Below are 16465 nucleotides of genomic sequence, written 5' to 3' on the forward strand. Positions count from 1 at the left end.
GTGCGCTCGCTACGACGATACAACTCAGGCGGAACCGGTCAAAGCACGGTGCTGCCTGTCCGTTTTCACCCGTAATAATCCCGGTTCCAGCGGGTTCCACACGCCATATTCCATATTTCGCCGCGTTTTCCCTGTTGAGTTGCAGCTGCATTAAGACTCGAGAATCGAGGGTAGTGATAATCTGCGGCGGTTGTGCCGCCGTATGACGCGTTCTGTTGTGCCTCATGGTTTCTCAGGGGGGACCAGGGAATGAACCGTTGCCTACGTCCGCTGGCGTGCTTCGCCACCGCCGCCGCGCTCGCGCTGCTTCCGGTCCAGGCGACCGCCAAGCCGCATCACCAGCACCAGGCCAAGAGCGGCCACGGGGACAAGAAGGCGCATGGCGGCAAGGCCGCGCGCGAGAGCACCTCCGGCAAGCGGCGGCACGCCAGACATGGCGCCGACAAACGTAAATCCGCGAAGGCCAAATCCGATCCTTCCAAATCCGCTGAGAAGGCGCCCGAGCCGGAGAAGCCCGCAGGGCCGCAATTGTCGGGCGATCTCGCCACGATCAGGGATGCGATCCTCGCCGCGCGCAGAGGCAAGACCAGCGATGCGACCGACATCCAGGCCAGGATCACCGACCCGGTCGGGCGAAAACTCGTCGAGTGGTATCTGCTGCGCCACTCGGAATCGAGCGCGCCGTTCAGCCGCTATGCGGCATTCGTGACGGCCAATCCGGACTGGCCAAGCGTCACGCTGTTGCGCAAGCGCGCCGAAGCGCGGATCTGGCAGGAGCGCAGCGATCCGGCCACGGTGCACGGCTTCACCCTCGATCAGCCGATCAGCGGCAAGGGCAAGTTCGCGCTCGCCCGCACGCTGCTGGCTGAAGGCGACCGCGACGGCGCCACCCGGCTGGTGCGCGAAGCCTGGCGCTCGGAGGAGCTGTCCGATCGCACCGAGAGCGACGCCTATGATGCGTTCAAGGACCTGCTGACGCGCGACGACCATCGGGCGCGCATGGACAAGCGGATCGGCGCCAAGGATCTCGCCGGCGCGAGGCGCGCGGCACAGCGGCTCGGCAGCAACGATCTGGCGATCGTGAAAGCCTGCGGCGCGGTCCGCGGACAATCCAGCAAGGCAGAGGACACGCTCAACGATGTGCCGGCCGATGCCCGCCGCGATCTCGGCTACACGCTGTGCCGAATTCAATGGCTGCTTGCGAAGAACAAGGTCGACGAAGCGGCGCGCGTGACGATCGCGGCTGAGCCGGAGACGATGGCGCAGCAGGACACCGACCAGTGGTGGCGCGAGCGCCGCATCCTCTCCCGCAAGCTGCTCGACCAGGGCGAGTACCAGGCGGCCTATGACGTGATCCGGCCCGCGGCGGCGCCGGACAATCCTTATTACCGCTCCGACATGCACTTCATGCGCGGCTGGATCGCGCTGCGTTATCTCAACGACGCCAAGGCCGCCGCGGCGCACTTCGCGCATATCGATGAGGGCCAGACCAACCCGACCGTGCTGGCGCGCGCCGCCTATTGGCGTGGCCGCGCCGCAGAGGCACTCGGCAATTCCGCGGCGATGCGGGCCGATTACCAGGCCGCCGCGCGCTACCCGACGGCCTATTACGGTCAGCTCGCGCTGGCCAAGCTCGGCCGTGATGGTGGCGTCGAGCTGCGCGCGCCCTCGCCGGCCGCCAGCGCCGGCAGCATGGCGGCGGATGAGCGCGTCCGCGCCGCCGATATGCTCTATGCGATCGGCGAGCCTGACATCGTGCTCTATTTCGCCGCCGACCTCGCCGAGGAAAGCACCGATGTCGGGATGCTCGAGGCGCTCGGCGAGCTGACCGGCCGCCGCAACGATGCCCGCGCCATGCTGCAGATCGGCAAGATCGCACTCGCGCGCGGCTTTGCCTTCGACCATTACGCTTTCCCCGTGATCGGCATTCCCAAGCACATGCCGATCGCGCCAGATATCGGGCGCAGCATGACCTACTCGATCGCGCGTACCGAAAGCGCGTTCGACCAGCGCGACAAGTCAGCGGCCAACGCCGTCGGCCTGATGCAGGTGACGCCGGAAGCTGGTCGTGACACCGCCAAGCGCTTCGGCGTCAGCTATGACTGGAGCCGGATGGTGTCCGATCCCGTCTACAACACCCAGATGGGCGCAGCCGAGCTCAGCGCGTTGCTGTCGGAATATCGCAACTGCCACATCATGACCTTTGCCGGCTACAACGCCGGCCGCGGCCGCGTCCGCGACTGGATCAAGGCCTACGGCGACCCGCGCGATCCCAAGGTCGATCCAGTCGACTGGGTGGAGCGGATCCCGATCTCCGAGACGCGCAACTACGTGCAGCGCGTGATGGAGAATTTCGCGGTCTACCGGGCGCGGTTCGAGGATGCCGACACGGCAGTGGCCAAGAACGGCGAGCGCGTCGTAACGCAGGAGAGCAACGCGGCGCCGGCTGAGGCAATGCCGTCGCAATAACGTCGTCCCGGCCTAGCGCGCAATTGCGCGCGGCCGGGATGACAAGTTTCAATCCACCTTCACGTTGGCGGCCTTGATCATCGGCCACCATTTGGCGATTTCCGCCTTCTGCCAGGCACCGAGCGCATCCGGCGTGAGCTGATCCTTCGGCGGCATCTGCAAGCCCAAATTCTCGAGCTGCTTCTGCACGGCCGGATCGGCCATCGCCTCGACCGCAGCGGCGTTGAGCTTGGCCACGATCTCCTTCGGGGTACCCTTCGGCACCCAGAGGCCGGACCACAGCGTCATGTGGAAGCCCGGCAGGCCGGCCTCGTCGACCGTCGCGACGTCGGGCGCATTCGCGACCCGCTTGGAATCGGTGACCGCATAGGCGCGGATATTGCCGGCGCGGACCTGGTTGATCGAGTTCGAGGTCTGGTCGACGATGATGTCGATCTGACCGGCGACGAGGTCGTTCAGCGCCGGCCCGGTGCCGCGATACGGCACATATTGCAGCTTGATGCCGGAAACGTTCTCGAAATAGAGCCCGGCGATATGGCTGCCGCTGCCGGCGCCGGCGGTGCCCGCGGTCGGCGGCGCCGGCCGCGACTTCAGCCACTCCAGCAATTCCTTCAGCGATTTCGCCGGCACGGCGTTCTTGCTGACGATGATCATCGGGTTGCTCGGCAGCAGCACCACCGGCTCGAGATCGGTGACGAGGTCGTAGCCGAGCTTGTAGATCGCGCCGTTGGCGACATGGGTGCCGAGATGGCCGAACGAGATGGTGTAGCCGTCGGGCGCCGAGCGCACCGCACGGCCGACGCCGATCGAGCCGCCGGCACCGGTCACGTTCTCGATCAGCAGCACCTCACCGAGCGACTGCTTCATGCGCTCGCCGAGGATGCGTGCCATCGCATCCGAAGGACCGCCGGCGGCAAACGGCACCACGATGGTGATCGGGTGCGTCGGATAGGTTTCCGCGGAAACGTTCCCCGTTAACGCCAACATCGCCAACACGGCCAGAACCAGCTTCCGCATCACGCTCTCCCTCAATTTTCTTGTTTCCAATTATTTTTGAAGGGCCACCTCTCGACAAGATGGCCCTTCGGATGAGGCGTCAGAACTGCGAGAAGTCGATCGGCTTGTGCCGGTCGAGCGTGCGGGTGATCGGCGGCAGCGGGTATTTCAGGCCGCTGGCGCAGTTGAACAGCATCACGCGGTCGGTCTTGCTGACACGGCCGTCGGCGAGGCTCTCCTTGTAGGCGGCGTAGGTCGCGGCGCCCTCGGGGCACAGCAACAGCCCCTCCTCGCGCGCGACCTCATTGAGGGCGGCGCTGATCTTGTCGTCATCGACGGCGATCGCAAAGCCCTTGCTCTCGCGCACCGCGCGCAGGATGAGGAAGTCGCCGATCGCCTGGGGCACGCGGATGCCCGAGGCGATGGTGTGGGCGTCCTCCCAGCGCGCGGCGTGCTCGGTGCCGGCCTCATAGGCCCGCACCATCGGCGCGCAGCCGGAGGCCTGCACCGCGACCATGCGCGGGCGCTTGCTTCCGATGAAGCCGATCTTCTCGAGCTCGTCGAACGCCTTCCACATGCCGATCAGGCCGGTGCCGCCGCCGGTCGGGTAGAAGATCACGTCGGGCACGTCCCAGCCGAGCTGCTCGGCAAGTTCAAGCCCCATCGTCTTCTTGCCCTCGATCCGGTACGGCTCCTTCAGGGTCGAGGTATCGAACCAGCCGACCTTCGCCTTGCCCTCGCCGACGATCTTGCCGCAGTCATCGATATAGCCGTTGACGCGATAAACGGTGGCGCCCTGCAGCTCGATCTCGCTGACATTCACCTCCGGCGTATCGGCCGGGCAGAAGATCGTGGTCTTGATGCCGCAGGAGGTCGCATAGGCCGCCAGCGCCGCGCCGGCATTGCCGTTGGTCGGCATCGCCATGTGCTTGATGCCGAGCGCCTTGCCCATCGACACCGCCATCACCAGGCCGCGTGCCTTGAACGAGCCGGTCGGCAGCCGGCCTTCATCTTTCACAATGATCTCGCCGCCGCCAAGCTTGGCGCCGAGCCGCGGCAGCCGGATCAGCGGCGTCGTGACCTCGCCGAGGCTGACGATATCCTTGCATTTGCGCACCGGCAGCAGTTCGCGGTAGCGCCACAAATCGGCGGGACGCTGCGCCAGGGCGTCCTTCGTCAGCGCCTTCTTCACCCCGGCAAGGTCATAGCGCACCAGCAGCGGCTTGCCGGCCTTGGAGAGGTTGTGCACCTGGTCGGCGGGATAATGATCGCCCTCCATCGCGCATTCGAGATGGGTGACGAAAGTCGGGCGTTCGATGGTGAGGTTGTCGTTGTCTTTCACTGGCTCTGTTCTTTCTCAGGCTTCTTGCGTCAACGGCTCTTTCCGCTTGTCATCGCCGGGCTTGACCCGGCGATCCATCTTGCAAAAAAGCTTTCGCTTGATGGATACGCGGGTCAAGCCCGCGCATGACGAGCTGAATTCGGCCACTCAAATATTCAGCACCCGCCCGTAGGCGTCGAGCACCGCTTCCTTCATCATTTCCGACAAGGTCGGATGCGGGAACACGGTGTGCATCAGTTCCTCTTCCGTGGTCTCCAGATTCATCGCCACGACGTAGCCCTGGATCAGCTCGGTGACCTCGGCGCCGATCATGTGTGCGCCGAGCAGCTGGCCGGTCTTCTTGTCGAAGATCACCTTGACGAGGCCCTGGTCCTCGCCGAGCGCGATCGCCTTGCCGTTGCCGACGAACGGGAAGCGGCCGACCCGGATCTCGCGGCCGTCTTCCTTGGCCTTGGCCTCGGTGAGGCCGACGGAGGCGACCTGCGGGTTGCAGTAGGTGCAGCCCGGGATCATCAGCTTGTCCATCGGATGCGGATGCAGGCCCTTGATCGCCTCGATGCAGATCACGCCCTCATGCTCGGCCTTGTGCGCGAGCATCGGCGGTCCCGCGACGTCGCCGATCGCATAGATGCCGGGAACGTTGGTCTTGCCGAGGCCGTCGATCACGATGCAGCCGCGATCGGTTTTGACGCCAAGCTTCTCCAGCCCGAGATTCTCGATATTGCCGACCACGCCGACCGCCGAAATCACGCGCTCGAACTCCACCGCTTGCGGCTTCTCCTTGCCGTCGTCGATGGTCGCAACCACGCTGTCGGCCTTCTTCTCGAGCTTTGTCACCTTGGTCGAGGTGAGTATCTTGATCCCCATCTTCTCAAACCGCTTGCGGGCGAGCCCTGCGATTTCCGCATCCTCGACCGGGAGAATCTGCGGCAGCACCTCGACCACGGTGACGTCGGCGCCCATGGTGTGGAAGAACGAGGCGAACTCGATGCCGATCGCGCCGGAGCCGACCACCAGCAGCGACTTCGGCATCCGCTCCGGCACCATCGCCTCGAAATAGGTCCAGATCAGCTTCTTGTCGGGCTCGAGCCCGGGCAGCACGCGCGGCCGCGCGCCGGTCGCCACGATGATGTGCTTGGCCTGATAGCTGCCCTCGCCGCTGGCGCCCTTCGGCGCCTCGACCGCCGACTTCTTCACCGTGATCTTGCCGGGCGCGTCGATCGTGGCCTCGCCCCAGATCACCGTGACCTTGTTCTTCTTCATCAGGAAGCCGACGCCGTCATTGAGGCGCTTCGAGACGCCGCGCGAGCGCTGCACCACCGCCTTCGGATCGAACGAGACATTGTCGGCCGACAACCCGTAATCCTTGGCGTGCTGCATGTAGTGATAGATCTCGGCGGAGCGCAGCAGCGCCTTGGTCGGAATGCAGCCCCAGTTCAGGCAGATGCCGCCGAGATAGGATTTCTCGACGATCGCGGTCTTGAAACCGAGCTGCGCGGCACGGATCGCGGTCACGTAGCCGCCGGGGCCGGAGCCGATGATGATGACGTCAAAGGATGTGTCGGCCATGGCGGCTCCCGTTCAACTCAACGTGTGACGCCGCGGGCGCGGCTTCTTGCGATCAATGACCTGACCAGCCATTCGAGCCCGATCACCACGGCCATGATGGCCAGGGCCGTCAGCACGATCGGCTGGGCGATGTTCCGCGCCAGCTGTTCGCCGGCGAAGAACGCGGAGTGCAGAAGATCCAATCCGACCGGATTGAGCACCAGTGCGGCCGACAGCAACAGCGAGATCCAGAGCCAGCGCGTGCAAGCCGTGCCGGCCATTCATCCGTACTCCCGCCATACCGCACCGAGGAACACGGACCACGCCAGCGCCAGCACCGCGGCGCCGATCATCATGATCCTGAACTGGATCGTCGATATCAGGTCGCGGTTGACCGCGACGAGCAACGCGACGGCGATAGCGGCGAGCAGGACGTACGGACCGACGATCGCGTACATGGCGGATGCCCGTCACACCATCATCATCACGGGGTTTTCGATCAGCTGCTTGAAGGCACCGATCAGCTCGGCGCCTAGCGCGCCGTCGATCGCGCGGTGATCGCACGACAGGGTCACGCTCATCATGTGCGCGATCTCGATCTTGCCGCCGCGCACCACCGGACGCTCCTCCGAAGTGCCGACCGCGAGGATCGAGGCGTGCGGCGGGTTGATCACGGCGGTGAAGTGGTTGATGCCGTACATGCCGAGGTTGGAGACCGCGGTGGTGCCGCCCTGATATTCCTCCGGCTTCAGCTTGCGGGCGCGGGCGCGGGCGGCGAAATCCTTCATCTCGTTGGAGATGGTCGAGAGCGTCTTGGTCTCGGCCTTGCGGATGATCGGCGTGATCAGGCCGCCCGGCATCGCCACCGCGACGCCGACGTCGGAATGCTTGTGCTTGAGCATGCCGCCTTCGGTCCAGCTGACGTTGCAGTTCGGAATCTTCTGCAGCGCGACCGCCATCGCCTTGATGACGAAGTCGTTGACCGAGATCTTGTAGAGCGGCTTCTTCTCCTTGTCCTTCGGCGCTGCGGCGTTGATCTCCTCGCGCGCGGCGAGCAGCTTGCCGATGTCGCAGTCGATGGTGAGGTAGAAGTGCGGGACGTTCTGCACCGAGGCGGTGAGACGCTGCGCGATGGTGCGGCGCATGCCGTCATGCGGCACCACCTCGTAGGAGCCCGGCTCGAACAGCGCGAGGATCTGCTTGTCCGACATTGACGGCGCGATGCTCGGTCCCGCGGCGGGCGCTGCCGCCGGCGCCTTCAGGCCTTTGCCGGACTTGGCCTCGTCGACGTCGCGCGCGATGACCCGGCCATGCGGGCCGGTGCCGGTGATGCGGGTAAGATCGATGCCGGCTTCCTTTGCCAGCCGGCGCGCCAGGGGCGATGAGAACACCCGGGCGTGGCCGTTAGCCTGCGCGGCCGGTGCAGCAGCCTGAGGCGCCGCTGCCGGCGCTGGCGCTGCGGCCGGCTTCGGCGCAGGCGCCGCCGCCGGTGCGGGAGCCGCCGCAGGCGCGGCCTGGGCGGCGGGCTTCGGCGCCTCGGCGGGTTTAGCGGCCGGTGCGGCACCCGCTCCGGCGCTGGCTGCCGCCTTCACATCCTCCCCGTCGCCGGCCATGACGGCGATGACGTCGTTGACCGGCACGTCCTGCGTGCCCTCCGGCACCAGGATCTTGGCGATCGTGCCTTCATCGACCGCCTCGACTTCCATCGTCGCCTTGTCGGTCTCGATCTCCGCGATCACGTCGCCGGACTTGACCTTGTCGCCCTCTTTCTTGAGCCACTTGGCGAGGTTGCCCTTTTCCATCGTCGGCGACAGCGCGGGCATGAGAATATTGATCGGCATTGTCAGTGACCTTGTTGCGACCGCGGTTTGGTTTGGCCCATGTCGGTCGGCCGGGCGATTTCGGCTTCGAACATCTCGACGATGCGCGCGAGCGCCTCGTCCTCGGTGTATTCGCTCTCGCGCGCATAGGCGCGTGCGGCATGGCGGGCGATGTCGACCAGCATCAGCCCCCACATGTCCGGCTCCTCGAAAGCGCGCTGGAACGCGATCGACAGGCCGCCATCGACGACGAAGGCGCGCAGCACTTCAATGGCATCGTCGCGGCCCATCACGTCAGGGGGCAGCGGCTGCTCCTTGGGACCGGTCATCGGCGTTACCGGTAGGATACGGCCTTGGCGGCGGCGACCACCTCGGCGACGGAGGGCAGAGCAAGCTTTTCAAGGTTGGCGGCATAAGGCATCGGCACGTCCTTGCCGGAGACGCGCGCCACCGGCGCGTCGAGATAGTCGAAGGCGTGCTCCATGATGCGCGCGGCGACCTCGGAGCCGACGCCGCTCTGCTGCCAGCCCTCCTCGACCGTCACCGCGCGGCCGGTCTTCTTCACCGAGTTGATGATGGTCTCGGTATCCATCGGACGGATGGTGCGGAGATCGACGACCTCGGCCTCGATACCTTCCTTGGCGAGTTCGTCGGCAGCCTTCAGCGCATAGGACATGCCCATCGCCCAGGAGACGATGGTGACGTCCTTGCCGGCGCGGGCAATCCGCGCCTTGCCGATCGGCACCACGAAATCAGCCAGCTTCGGCACCTCACCGGTGTGGCCGTACAGCACCTCGTTCTCGAGGAAGATCACCGGATTGGGATCGCGGATCGCGGCCTTGAGCAGGCCCTTGTAATCGGCGGCCGAATACGGCGCGATCACCTTGAGGCCCGGGATCTGCGAGTACCACGCCGCATAGTCCTGGCTGTGCTGCGCGGCGACACGCGCGGCGGCGCCGTTCGGGCCGCGGAACACGATCGAGCATCCCATCTGGCCGCCGGACATATAGAGCGTCTTGGCGGCGGAGTTGATGATCTGGTCGATCGCCTGCATGGCGAAGTTGAAGGTCATGAACTCGACGATCGGCCTCAAGCCCGCCATCGCCGCGCCGACGCCGACGCCGGCAAAGCCGTGCTCGGTGATCGGCGTGTCGATCACGCGGCGGGCGCCGAATTCCTGCAACAGGCCCTGTGTCACCTTGTAGGCGCCCTGATATTCCGCGACCTCCTCGCCCATGATGAAGACGTCGCCGTCGCGGCGCATCTCCTCGGCCATCGCATCGCGCAGCGCCTCGCGAATGGTCTGCGTGACCATCTCGGTCCCCGCGGGGATTTCCGGATCAGGCAGTGGCTCGGTCGCGGGCGCGGCCGGCGCCTTCGCCGCGGGCTGCGGCGCTTCCGCCTTGGCTTCGGCAGGCGCGGCCTCGGCGGCCTTCGGCTGCGGCGCCGGTGCCGCCGGCGCCTTGGCGAGGTCGGCGGCGCTTTCGCCGTCGACGAGAATGGTGGCGATCGGCGTGTTCACCGCAACGTCCGCGGTGCCTTCCGGAATCAGGATCTTGCCGAGCGTGCCCTCGTCGGTTGCCTCGACCTCCATCGTCGCCTTGTCGGTCTCGATCTCGGCGATGACGTCACCGGACTTGATGGTCTCGCCTTCCTTTTTCAGCCATTTGGCGAGGTTGCCCTTCTCCATGGTGGGCGACAGCGCAGGCATCAGCACTTGAATGGGCATATCGGCTCCCGAAATCGGTCTTGAAATTCGTCTGCGCGGGTGGGGTCAGCGGTAGATGTCGGTGTAGAGCTCGGCTGGATCCGGCTCCGGATCGTGCTGCGCGAAGTCGGCGGCCTCGTTGACGATCTCGCGCACCTGGGCGTCGATCGCCTTGAGGTCCTGCTCGCTGGCGCCCGAGGCCAGCAAGCGATTGCGCACCTGCTCGATCGGGTCCTGGTCGTGACGCACCTTCTCGACCTCCTCGCGCGTGCGGTACTTCGCCGGATCGGACATCGAGTGGCCGCGGTAGCGGTAGGTCTGCATCTCCAGAATCATCGGACCGTTGCCGCCGCGGCACCAGGCCACGGCCTCATCGGCGGCGGCCTTGACGGCGCGCACGTCCATGCCGTCGACCTGCCTGCCCGGAATGTTGAAGGAGGCGCCGCGCTTGGAGAAGTCCTGCTGGGCCGATGCGCGCGACACCGAGGTGCCCATCGCATAGCGGTTGTTCTCGATCACGTAGATCACCGGCAGCTTCCACAGCTCCGCCATGTTGAAGCTTTCATAGACCTGGCCCTGGTTGGCCGCGCCGTCGCCGAAATAGGTCACGCTGACGTTATCGTTGCCGCGATAGCGGTTGGCGAACGCAAGGCCGGTGCCGAGCGAGACCTGCGCGCCCACGATTCCGTGACCGCCATAAAAGTGCTTCTCCTTGCTGAACATGTGCATGGAGCCGCCCTTGCCGCGGGAATAGCCGCCGCGGCGTCCGGTCAATTCGGCCATCACGCCCTTGGCTTCCATGTCGCAGGCCAGCATGTGGCCGTGGTCCCGGTAGCCGGTTATGACCTCGTCGCCCGGCTTCAGCGCCATCTGCATGCCGACCACGACCGCTTCCTGGCCGATATAGAGATGGCAGAAACCGCCGATCGCACCCATGCCGTAGAGTTGACCGGCCTTCTCCTCGAAGCGCCGGATCAGGAGCATGTCCCGCAGTGCCTTGAGCTCCTGCTCCTTGGTGAATTCGGGGGGAGAGCCGGCCTTCTCCTGCCCTGATTCTTTTGCGACGCTTTTCTTGGGTGCGGCCATGGCAATTCCGGGTGAGAGAAGTCGGAGAACCCTCTCTAACCCAACTCAAATCGCCTTGGAAGGATTGCGTTCGCCCGATGGAATTTTGCTATGCCGCACTGCAGCGCAGCGCGACATTTTTGTGATAGCGCGCGAATGATTTTGAAATTTGAGAACGCGTCGTCAGTTACTTGTTGATCCGAACGAGGTCACGCGGATTGGCGTAGTCGAGCTGGAAGCGCGCGCGCTCGTCCAACATGTCGGGATCGACCCGGTCCGACCGCAGCAGCGACACCCGCTGCTCGCCCTCGGCCCGCTCCTTCTTCAGCCGCGCCAGCTCGGAGGTCAGCGCGATGATCTCCTGATCGAGCTCCTGCCGCGCGTTCAAGCCGTATTTGCCGGTGTAGGCGTTGACGCCGAAATAGCCGACCATCAGCGCCGCCAGCGTATAGAGGGCGAGCCCGGTCAGAATCGATTTGAGGCGTGTGCGGGAAACCATGGCCGCGAGCATGCGGCCATGGGGTTAACGAACGCTGAACCAGAGCGTTTTCGAGCGAAGTGGGTACCGGTTCGCGTGAGGAAAACGCGTCAAAACATGTTCAGAGCCCGTTCCGATTCAATCGGAACGGGGCTCTTGCTCAGCGGTTCTGCTTTTCGATAAAGGCCGCGAAAGCATCGAGATACTGCTGCAGCACGCCCTTGAGCGACTCCTTGGTCAGTTCGCCGTTGTCGTCGAAGGCATCGCCGACGCCGTTGAGATAGGCTTCCGGCTGACCGAGGATCGGGCCGGAAATGCCCGGCAGGATGTTTTGCAGGTGCTTCACTGCGTTGACGCCGCCGAGCGGTCCGGGCGAATTGCCGATGATGCCGATCGGCTTGCCGATGAACGAGCTCTTGCCGTAGGGCCGCGAGGCGACGTCGATGGCGTTCTTCAGCACGCCCGGGATCGAGCGGTTGTATTCGGGGGTCACGAACAGCACGCCGTTCGACTTCTGCAGCTTCTCGCGGAAGGCAAGCCAGTCCGCCGGCGGCGCAGCCTCGAGGTCCTGGTTGAAGAAGGAAATTTCCTGAAGCGTCGTCACATCGAGCTTCAGCGACGCCGGTGCAAGCTTGGCCAGCGCATTGGCGATCTTGAGCGAGAAGCTCTGTTTGCGGATGCTGCCGACAATGGTGACGATGTTATAGGCCATAGCAAATTCCCCTCGGATTGCGCGTGAAACTGGTGCCCCTCACCTACCGGCGCACCAAGAAAGATGCAAGTGCATGGATCGTCCAATTCCGGAAACGCAGCGTTTCGCGGAATTGGTCTATGCAAAGCAAAAAGGCCGCCCCCATCGGGACGGCCCCTGCGTTTCGATCCTCAGCCCTTGTTCGGGTTGATCAGGAATTTCTCGCCGGTCGAGCGCTTGTTGTAGACGGCGATGTTGTCGAGCTGCAGGGTCTCCTGCAACGAGACCACCTTGGTGTAGTGACTGGCGAAAGTCGTCTTCAGTTCGGCCACCACGCGCTGGCGCAGCTTGTTGCCGGCCTCCGGACCGATCTTCATCAGGAACGGGAACAGCAGCCAGCCGCCGACGCCCCAGGCCATGCCGAAGCCGCGCGGCAATTCGATCGAGCGGGTGTCGAGGCTGCCATAGACATAGACCTGCTTGTGCACATTCGAGCCGTAGCGGCTGTAGGCCTTGGCGGTCTTGTTGATCGCGGTCTCCATCGCGACCAGGATCTGGCCCGCGAGCTTGCCGCCGCCGATCGCATCGAAAGCGATAGTGGCGCCGGTTTCCACCAGCGCGCCGGTGAGCTTGTCCATGAAATCGGGCGCGGAGGAATCGACGACATGTTTGGCGCCGATCTTGTGCAGGATGTCCGCCTGCTCCTTGTTGCGCACGATGTTGACGAGGCCGATGCCGTCCTTGAGACAGATCTTGTTGAGCATCTGGCCGAGATTGGACGCCGCCGCGGTGTGCACCAGCGCCTTGTGCCCCTCGCGCCGCATCGTCTCGGTCATGCCGAGCGCGGTCAGCGGATTGACGAAGCAGGACGCGCCTTCCGCCGGCGTGGTGCCGTCGGGCAGCGGCAGGCATTCGTTGACGCGCAGCGTGCGGTATTGCGCATACATCGCGCCACCGATCATCGCGACCGTGCGGCCCATCAGCGCTTTCGCCGCATCCGATGAACCGGTCCTGATCACGACGCCGGCACCTTCATTGCCGACCGGCATGGACTCATCGAGCCGTGCGGCGAGGCCCGGCAATGCCGCTTCCGGCACGCGCGCAGCCACCACAGGCAATTCCTTGCTGCCGGAGACCTTGGCGGCCGACATGTCGGCCGGGCCGATCAAAAGACCGAGGTCGGACGGATTGATCGGGGTCGCCTCGACCCGGACCACGACCTCGTCGGGGCCGGGCTCGGGGGTCGGGACATTGACCAGCGATATCTCGAGCTCGCCATTCTTCTTGAGCAGCGAACGCAGTTGCAGACCGCTCTTGCCATCGCTCATCCCGACCTCCCTTTTGCGTTTTGTTGGATCCCGTTCAAGCTGGGGCGCTACGCCAGCGCCTTCAAGGCCGCCCTGCCCGCGTATTTCGCCTGGGTGCCGAGCTGCTGCTCGATGCGCAGCAGCTGATTGTACTTGGCGGTACGGTCGGAGCGCGCCAGCGAGCCGGTCTTGATCTGCCCGCAATTGGTGGCGACCGCAAGATCGGCGATCGTGGAATCCTCGGTCTCGCCGGAGCGGTGCGACATCACGGCGGTGTAGCCGGCCTTGTAGGCCATCTCGATCGCCGCAAGCGTCTCGGTCAGCGTGCCGATCTGGTTGACCTTGACCAGGATCGAATTGGCGCGGCCGTTCTTGATGCCGTCGGCAAGCCGGGTGACGTTGGTGACAAACAGATCGTCACCGACCAGCTGACACTTCTTGCCGATCGCATCCGTCAGCTCCTTCCAGCCGTCCATGTCGTCCTCCGACATGCCGTCCTCGATGGTGACGATCGGATAGCGGCCGACGAGATCGGCGAGATACTTCACCTGCTCGGAGCGCGAGCGGGTCTTGTTCTCGCCGCCATAGACGTAGGAGCCTTCCTTGAAGAATTCGGTGGAGGCGCAGTCGAGGCCGAGCACGACGTCGTCGCCCGCCTTGTAGCCGGCCTTGCCGATCGCATTCATCACGAACTCGAGGGCGGCGTCGGCCGACGGCAGGTTCGGCGCGAAGCCGCCCTCGTCGCCGACATTGGTGTTGTGGCCGGCCTTCTTCAGCTCGCCGCGCAGCGTGTGGAAGATTTCCGAACCGCAACGTAGCGCCTCGGCGAACGACGTGGCGCCGACCGGCAGGATCATGAACTCCTGGAAGTCGATCGGGTTGTCGGCATGCACGCCGCCATTGATGATGTTCATCATCGGCACCGGCAGCGTCCGCGCCGAGGTGCCGCCGACATAACGATACAGCGGCATGTCGAAGGATTCGGCGGCGGCCTTGGCGCAGGCCAGCGAGACGCCGAGGATGGCGTTGGCCCCGAGCCGGCTCTTGTTCGGCGTGCCGTCGAGCTCGATCATGATCTGGTCGATCGCGACCTGCTCCTCGACCGCCTGGTCGCTGAGCGCCTCGAAGATCTCACCGTTGATGGCGGCGACCGCCTTCTCGACGCCCTTGCCGAGATAGCGCGCCTTGTTGCCGTCGCGCAGTTCCACCGCCTCATGCGCGCCGGTGGAGGCGCCCGACGGCACGGCCGCGCGACCGATTGACCCATCCTCCAGCACCACATCGACCTCGACCGTGGGGTTGCCGCGGCTATCAAGGATTTCGCGGCCGATGATGTCGACGATGTCAGTCATGACGTGCTCTTTCTCGATATGGGGTTGGCTGATGCGCCGCGTCATACACGGCGCGCAAGCAAATGTGAACGGCCCGCCCGCCCGGCCCGTCTGACGGTGCAATGTGGTGGGTTTATGCTGTCGGGATTACCTTCGCGTGCTGGCCCATTGTTTCACGAAGCCGGGATAACGCAATGAACCGTCGCCAGTTTCTCGCCTCCACCACTGCCGCGATTTTGACCAAGAGAGCGCAGGCGCAGGATGCCCAGACGCCGTTCCGGGTGAAATATTTCAACGTCGACGCCGGGACCGGCCTGCACGATGTCACGCCGGCGCCCGATGGCACCGTCTGGTTCACGGGCCAGCGCAGCGGTGCGCTGGGCCGGCTCAATCCGCGCGACAGTGCGTTCAAGCTGGTCAGCCTCGGCAAGGGTGCGGCCCCGCACGGCGTCACGATCGGCCCCGACGGCGCGCCATGGGTAACCGAGGGCGGGCAGAATGCGATCGCCCGCGTCGACCCCGGCGACCACAAGGTGACGCTGTTCCGCCTGCCTGAGAAAGCCGCTGACGCCAATCTCAATACCGGCGTGTTCGACAAGCGCGGCGTCTACTGGTTCACCGGCCAGTCCGGCTTCTACGGCCGGCTCGATCCGAAATCCGGTGAGATGAAGGTGTTCGAGGCACCGCGCGGCGTCGGCCCCTACGGCATCACCGTGACCCCAAACGGCGACATCTGGTACGCCTCGCTTGCCGGCAGCTATATCGCACGGATTGACCTTGCGACCGGCAACGCCAGCGTGGTCCAGCCGCCGACGCCGAAACAGGGCGCGCGACGGGTGTGGTCGGATTCGCGGGGGCGGATCTGGGTCAGCGAATGGAACAGCGGCAACGTGTCGGTGCACGATCCCGCCGACGGGACGTGGAGGGCCTGGAAGCTGCCCGGCAGCAATCCACGGACCTATGCCGTCTATGTCGACGACAAGGACAAGGTCTGGCTCACCGATTTCTCGGCCAACGCGATCATGCGCTTCGATCCGGTGGGCGCGACCTTCAACGCCTTTCCGAGCGACCGCGCCGGCGCGAATGTCCGGCAACTCGATGGCCGGCCCGGCGAGGTCTGGGGCTGTGAATCCGGCCAAGACCGCTTGGTCCTGATCCAGACTGCCGCGCCCGCGTAGCACCCTGCCCCCGCACGCGGACGGTTGACGAACCGCCCGCTTCCGTTCATTTCGGCCGCTCCCACAAGGATGAGGCCCATGGCGAAGAAAACCCTGCAACTCGGCCGTGCCGTCGCGTGGCCGGATAGCCCGGACAAGGCGGTGCTCGACCGCGTCCCCAATCCGCAGGCCGGCACGGATTATCTGGTGCGCTTCGCTATCCCGGAATTCACCTCGGTCTGCCCGATCACCGGCCAGCCGGACTTCGCCCATCTGGTGCTCGACTATGTGCCGGGCCGATGGCTCCTGGAATCTAAGTCGCTGAAACTCTATGCGGCGAGCTTCCGCAATCACGGCGCCTTCCACGAGGATTGCACCGTCATGATCGGCAAGCGCATCTCGGACGAGATCAAGCCGAAATGGCTGCGCATCGGCGGCTATTGGTATCCGCGTGGCGGTATCCCGATCGACGTGTTCTTTCAGACCGGCCGACTGCCGAAAGGCGTCTGGGTTCCCGATCAGGGCGTCGCGCCCTATCGAGGCCGGGGCTGAT

16 protein-coding genes are annotated in these 16465 nt (G+C 65.0%); 3 read left to right on the forward strand and 13 right to left on the reverse strand.

Going from position 1 to position 16465, the window contains the following annotated elements:
• Nucleotides 1-249: 249 nt before the first annotated feature.
• Complete coding sequence (locus ACVW1B_RS14305; protein WP_456780476.1) at nt 250-2469, forward strand: lytic transglycosylase domain-containing protein; 2220 nt, start codon at nt 250-252, stop codon at nt 2467-2469.
• Nucleotides 2470-2517: 48 nt separating this feature from the next.
• On the opposite strand, the gene ACVW1B_RS14310 is transcribed toward ACVW1B_RS14305, so the two are convergent.
• The 13 genes from ACVW1B_RS14310 to eno all read right to left on the reverse strand — a co-directional run bounded on the left by ACVW1B_RS14310 (nt 2518) and on the right by eno (nt 14776).
• The gene (locus tag ACVW1B_RS14310) at nt 2518-3486 is read right to left on the reverse strand and encodes a tripartite tricarboxylate transporter substrate binding protein BugD (RefSeq protein WP_456780475.1); all 969 of its coding nucleotides are present in this window, start codon (nt 3484-3486) and stop codon (nt 2518-2520) included.
• 79 nt (nt 3487-3565) lie between these two features.
• The gene (locus tag ACVW1B_RS14315) at nt 3566-4807 is read right to left on the reverse strand and encodes a threonine synthase (RefSeq protein ID WP_057016596.1); all 1242 of its coding nucleotides are present in this window, start codon (nt 4805-4807) and stop codon (nt 3566-3568) included.
• A 147-nt stretch (nt 4808-4954) separates the two neighbouring features.
• A complete protein-coding gene (gene lpdA, locus ACVW1B_RS14320) occupies nt 4955-6376 on the reverse strand; it encodes a dihydrolipoyl dehydrogenase (protein ID WP_076825475.1) in 1422 nt (473 codons plus the stop codon).
• Nucleotides 6377-6393: 17 nt separating this feature from the next.
• Nucleotides 6394-6636, reverse strand: a complete 243-nt coding sequence (locus tag ACVW1B_RS14325; protein ID WP_456780474.1) for a hypothetical protein — start codon at nt 6634-6636, stop codon at nt 6394-6396.
• Nucleotides 6637-6813 (reverse strand): hypothetical protein, encoded by a 177-nt coding sequence (locus ACVW1B_RS14330; RefSeq protein WP_168858567.1) that lies wholly within the window; start codon nt 6811-6813, stop codon nt 6637-6639.
• A gap of 12 nt (nt 6814-6825) precedes the next feature.
• On the reverse strand, nt 6826-8196 hold the full coding sequence (locus tag ACVW1B_RS14335; protein ID WP_456780473.1) for a pyruvate dehydrogenase complex dihydrolipoamide acetyltransferase: 1371 nt from the start codon (nt 8194-8196) through the stop codon (nt 6826-6828).
• Between the two features lie 2 nt (nt 8197-8198).
• Nucleotides 8199-8504 (reverse strand): DUF5076 domain-containing protein, encoded by a 306-nt coding sequence (locus tag ACVW1B_RS14340; protein WP_456780472.1) that lies wholly within the window; start codon nt 8502-8504, stop codon nt 8199-8201.
• Between the two features lie 5 nt (nt 8505-8509).
• Nucleotides 8510-9904 (reverse strand): pyruvate dehydrogenase complex E1 component subunit beta, encoded by a 1395-nt coding sequence (locus ACVW1B_RS14345; protein ID WP_456821693.1) that lies wholly within the window; start codon nt 9902-9904, stop codon nt 8510-8512.
• 45 nt (nt 9905-9949) lie between these two features.
• Nucleotides 9950-10969: a pyruvate dehydrogenase (acetyl-transferring) E1 component subunit alpha gene (pdhA, locus tag ACVW1B_RS14350; protein ID WP_092083877.1), complete on the reverse strand. Its 1020-nt coding sequence runs from the start codon at nt 10967-10969 to the stop codon at nt 9950-9952.
• A gap of 166 nt (nt 10970-11135) precedes the next feature.
• Nucleotides 11136-11447, reverse strand: coding sequence for an FtsB family cell division protein (locus ACVW1B_RS14355; protein WP_028334062.1), 312 nt, complete (start codon nt 11445-11447; stop codon nt 11136-11138).
• Between the two features lie 139 nt (nt 11448-11586).
• A complete protein-coding gene (locus ACVW1B_RS14360; RefSeq protein ID WP_212057694.1) occupies nt 11587-12138 on the reverse strand; it encodes an NADPH-dependent FMN reductase in 552 nt (183 codons plus the stop codon).
• A 170-nt stretch (nt 12139-12308) separates the two neighbouring features.
• Entirely contained in the window at nt 12309-13445 is a 1137-nt protein-coding gene (locus ACVW1B_RS14365) for a zinc-binding dehydrogenase (protein WP_456780471.1), read from the reverse strand.
• Between the two features lie 47 nt (nt 13446-13492).
• Nucleotides 13493-14776 carry a phosphopyruvate hydratase gene (gene eno, locus ACVW1B_RS14370; protein WP_057016595.1) on the reverse strand — a complete coding sequence of 428 codons (1284 nt, stop codon included), beginning with the start codon at nt 14774-14776 and terminating at the stop codon, nt 13493-13495.
• A gap of 173 nt (nt 14777-14949) precedes the next feature.
• On the opposite strand from eno, the gene ACVW1B_RS14375 reads away from it, so the two are divergent.
• The gene (locus tag ACVW1B_RS14375; RefSeq protein ID WP_253608511.1) at nt 14950-15933 is read left to right on the forward strand and encodes a Vgb family protein; all 984 of its coding nucleotides are present in this window, start codon (nt 14950-14952) and stop codon (nt 15931-15933) included.
• A gap of 69 nt (nt 15934-16002) precedes the next feature.
• Nucleotides 16003-16464, forward strand: a complete 462-nt coding sequence (queF, locus tag ACVW1B_RS14380) for a preQ(1) synthase (RefSeq protein ID WP_092083871.1) — start codon at nt 16003-16005, stop codon at nt 16462-16464.
• Nucleotide 16465: the final 1 nt, after the last annotated feature.

The organism is Bradyrhizobium sp. USDA 4502, from assembly GCF_054063355.1.

Coding starts and splice junctions, on each gene's coding strand:
- ACVW1B_RS14305 (WP_456780476.1), top strand. CDS start 250: ATGAACCGTTGCCTACGTCCGCTGGCGTGCTTCGCCACCGCCGCCGCG.
- ACVW1B_RS14310 (WP_456780475.1), bottom strand. CDS start 3,486: ATGCGGAAGCTGGTTCTGGCCGTGTTGGCGATGTTGGCGTTAACGGGG.
- lpdA (WP_076825475.1), bottom strand. CDS start 6,376: ATGGCCGACACATCCTTTGACGTCATCATCATCGGCTCCGGCCCCGGC.
- ACVW1B_RS14325 (WP_456780474.1), bottom strand. CDS start 6,636: ATGGCCGGCACGGCTTGCACGCGCTGGCTCTGGATCTCGCTGTTGCTG.
- ACVW1B_RS14330 (WP_168858567.1), bottom strand. CDS start 6,813: ATGTACGCGATCGTCGGTCCGTACGTCCTGCTCGCCGCTATCGCCGTC.
- ACVW1B_RS14335 (WP_456780473.1), bottom strand. CDS start 8,196: ATGCCGATCAATATTCTCATGCCCGCGCTGTCGCCGACGATGGAAAAG.
- ACVW1B_RS14340 (WP_456780472.1), bottom strand. CDS start 8,504: ATGACCGGTCCCAAGGAGCAGCCGCTGCCCCCTGACGTGATGGGCCGC.
- ACVW1B_RS14345 (WP_456821693.1), bottom strand. CDS start 9,904: ATGCCCATTCAAGTGCTGATGCCTGCGCTGTCGCCCACCATGGAGAAG.
- pdhA (WP_092083877.1), bottom strand. CDS start 10,969: ATGGCCGCACCCAAGAAAAGCGTCGCAAAAGAATCAGGGCAGGAGAAG.
- ACVW1B_RS14355 (WP_028334062.1), bottom strand. CDS start 11,447: ATGGTTTCCCGCACACGCCTCAAATCGATTCTGACCGGGCTCGCCCTC.
- ACVW1B_RS14360 (WP_212057694.1), bottom strand. CDS start 12,138: ATGGCCTATAACATCGTCACCATTGTCGGCAGCATCCGCAAACAGAGC.
- ACVW1B_RS14365 (WP_456780471.1), bottom strand. CDS start 13,445: ATGAGCGATGGCAAGAGCGGTCTGCAACTGCGTTCGCTGCTCAAGAAG.
- eno (WP_057016595.1), bottom strand. CDS start 14,776: ATGACTGACATCGTCGACATCATCGGCCGCGAAATCCTTGATAGCCGC.
- ACVW1B_RS14375 (WP_253608511.1), top strand. CDS start 14,950: ATGAACCGTCGCCAGTTTCTCGCCTCCACCACTGCCGCGATTTTGACC.
- queF (WP_092083871.1), top strand. CDS start 16,003: ATGAGGCCCATGGCGAAGAAAACCCTGCAACTCGGCCGTGCCGTCGCG.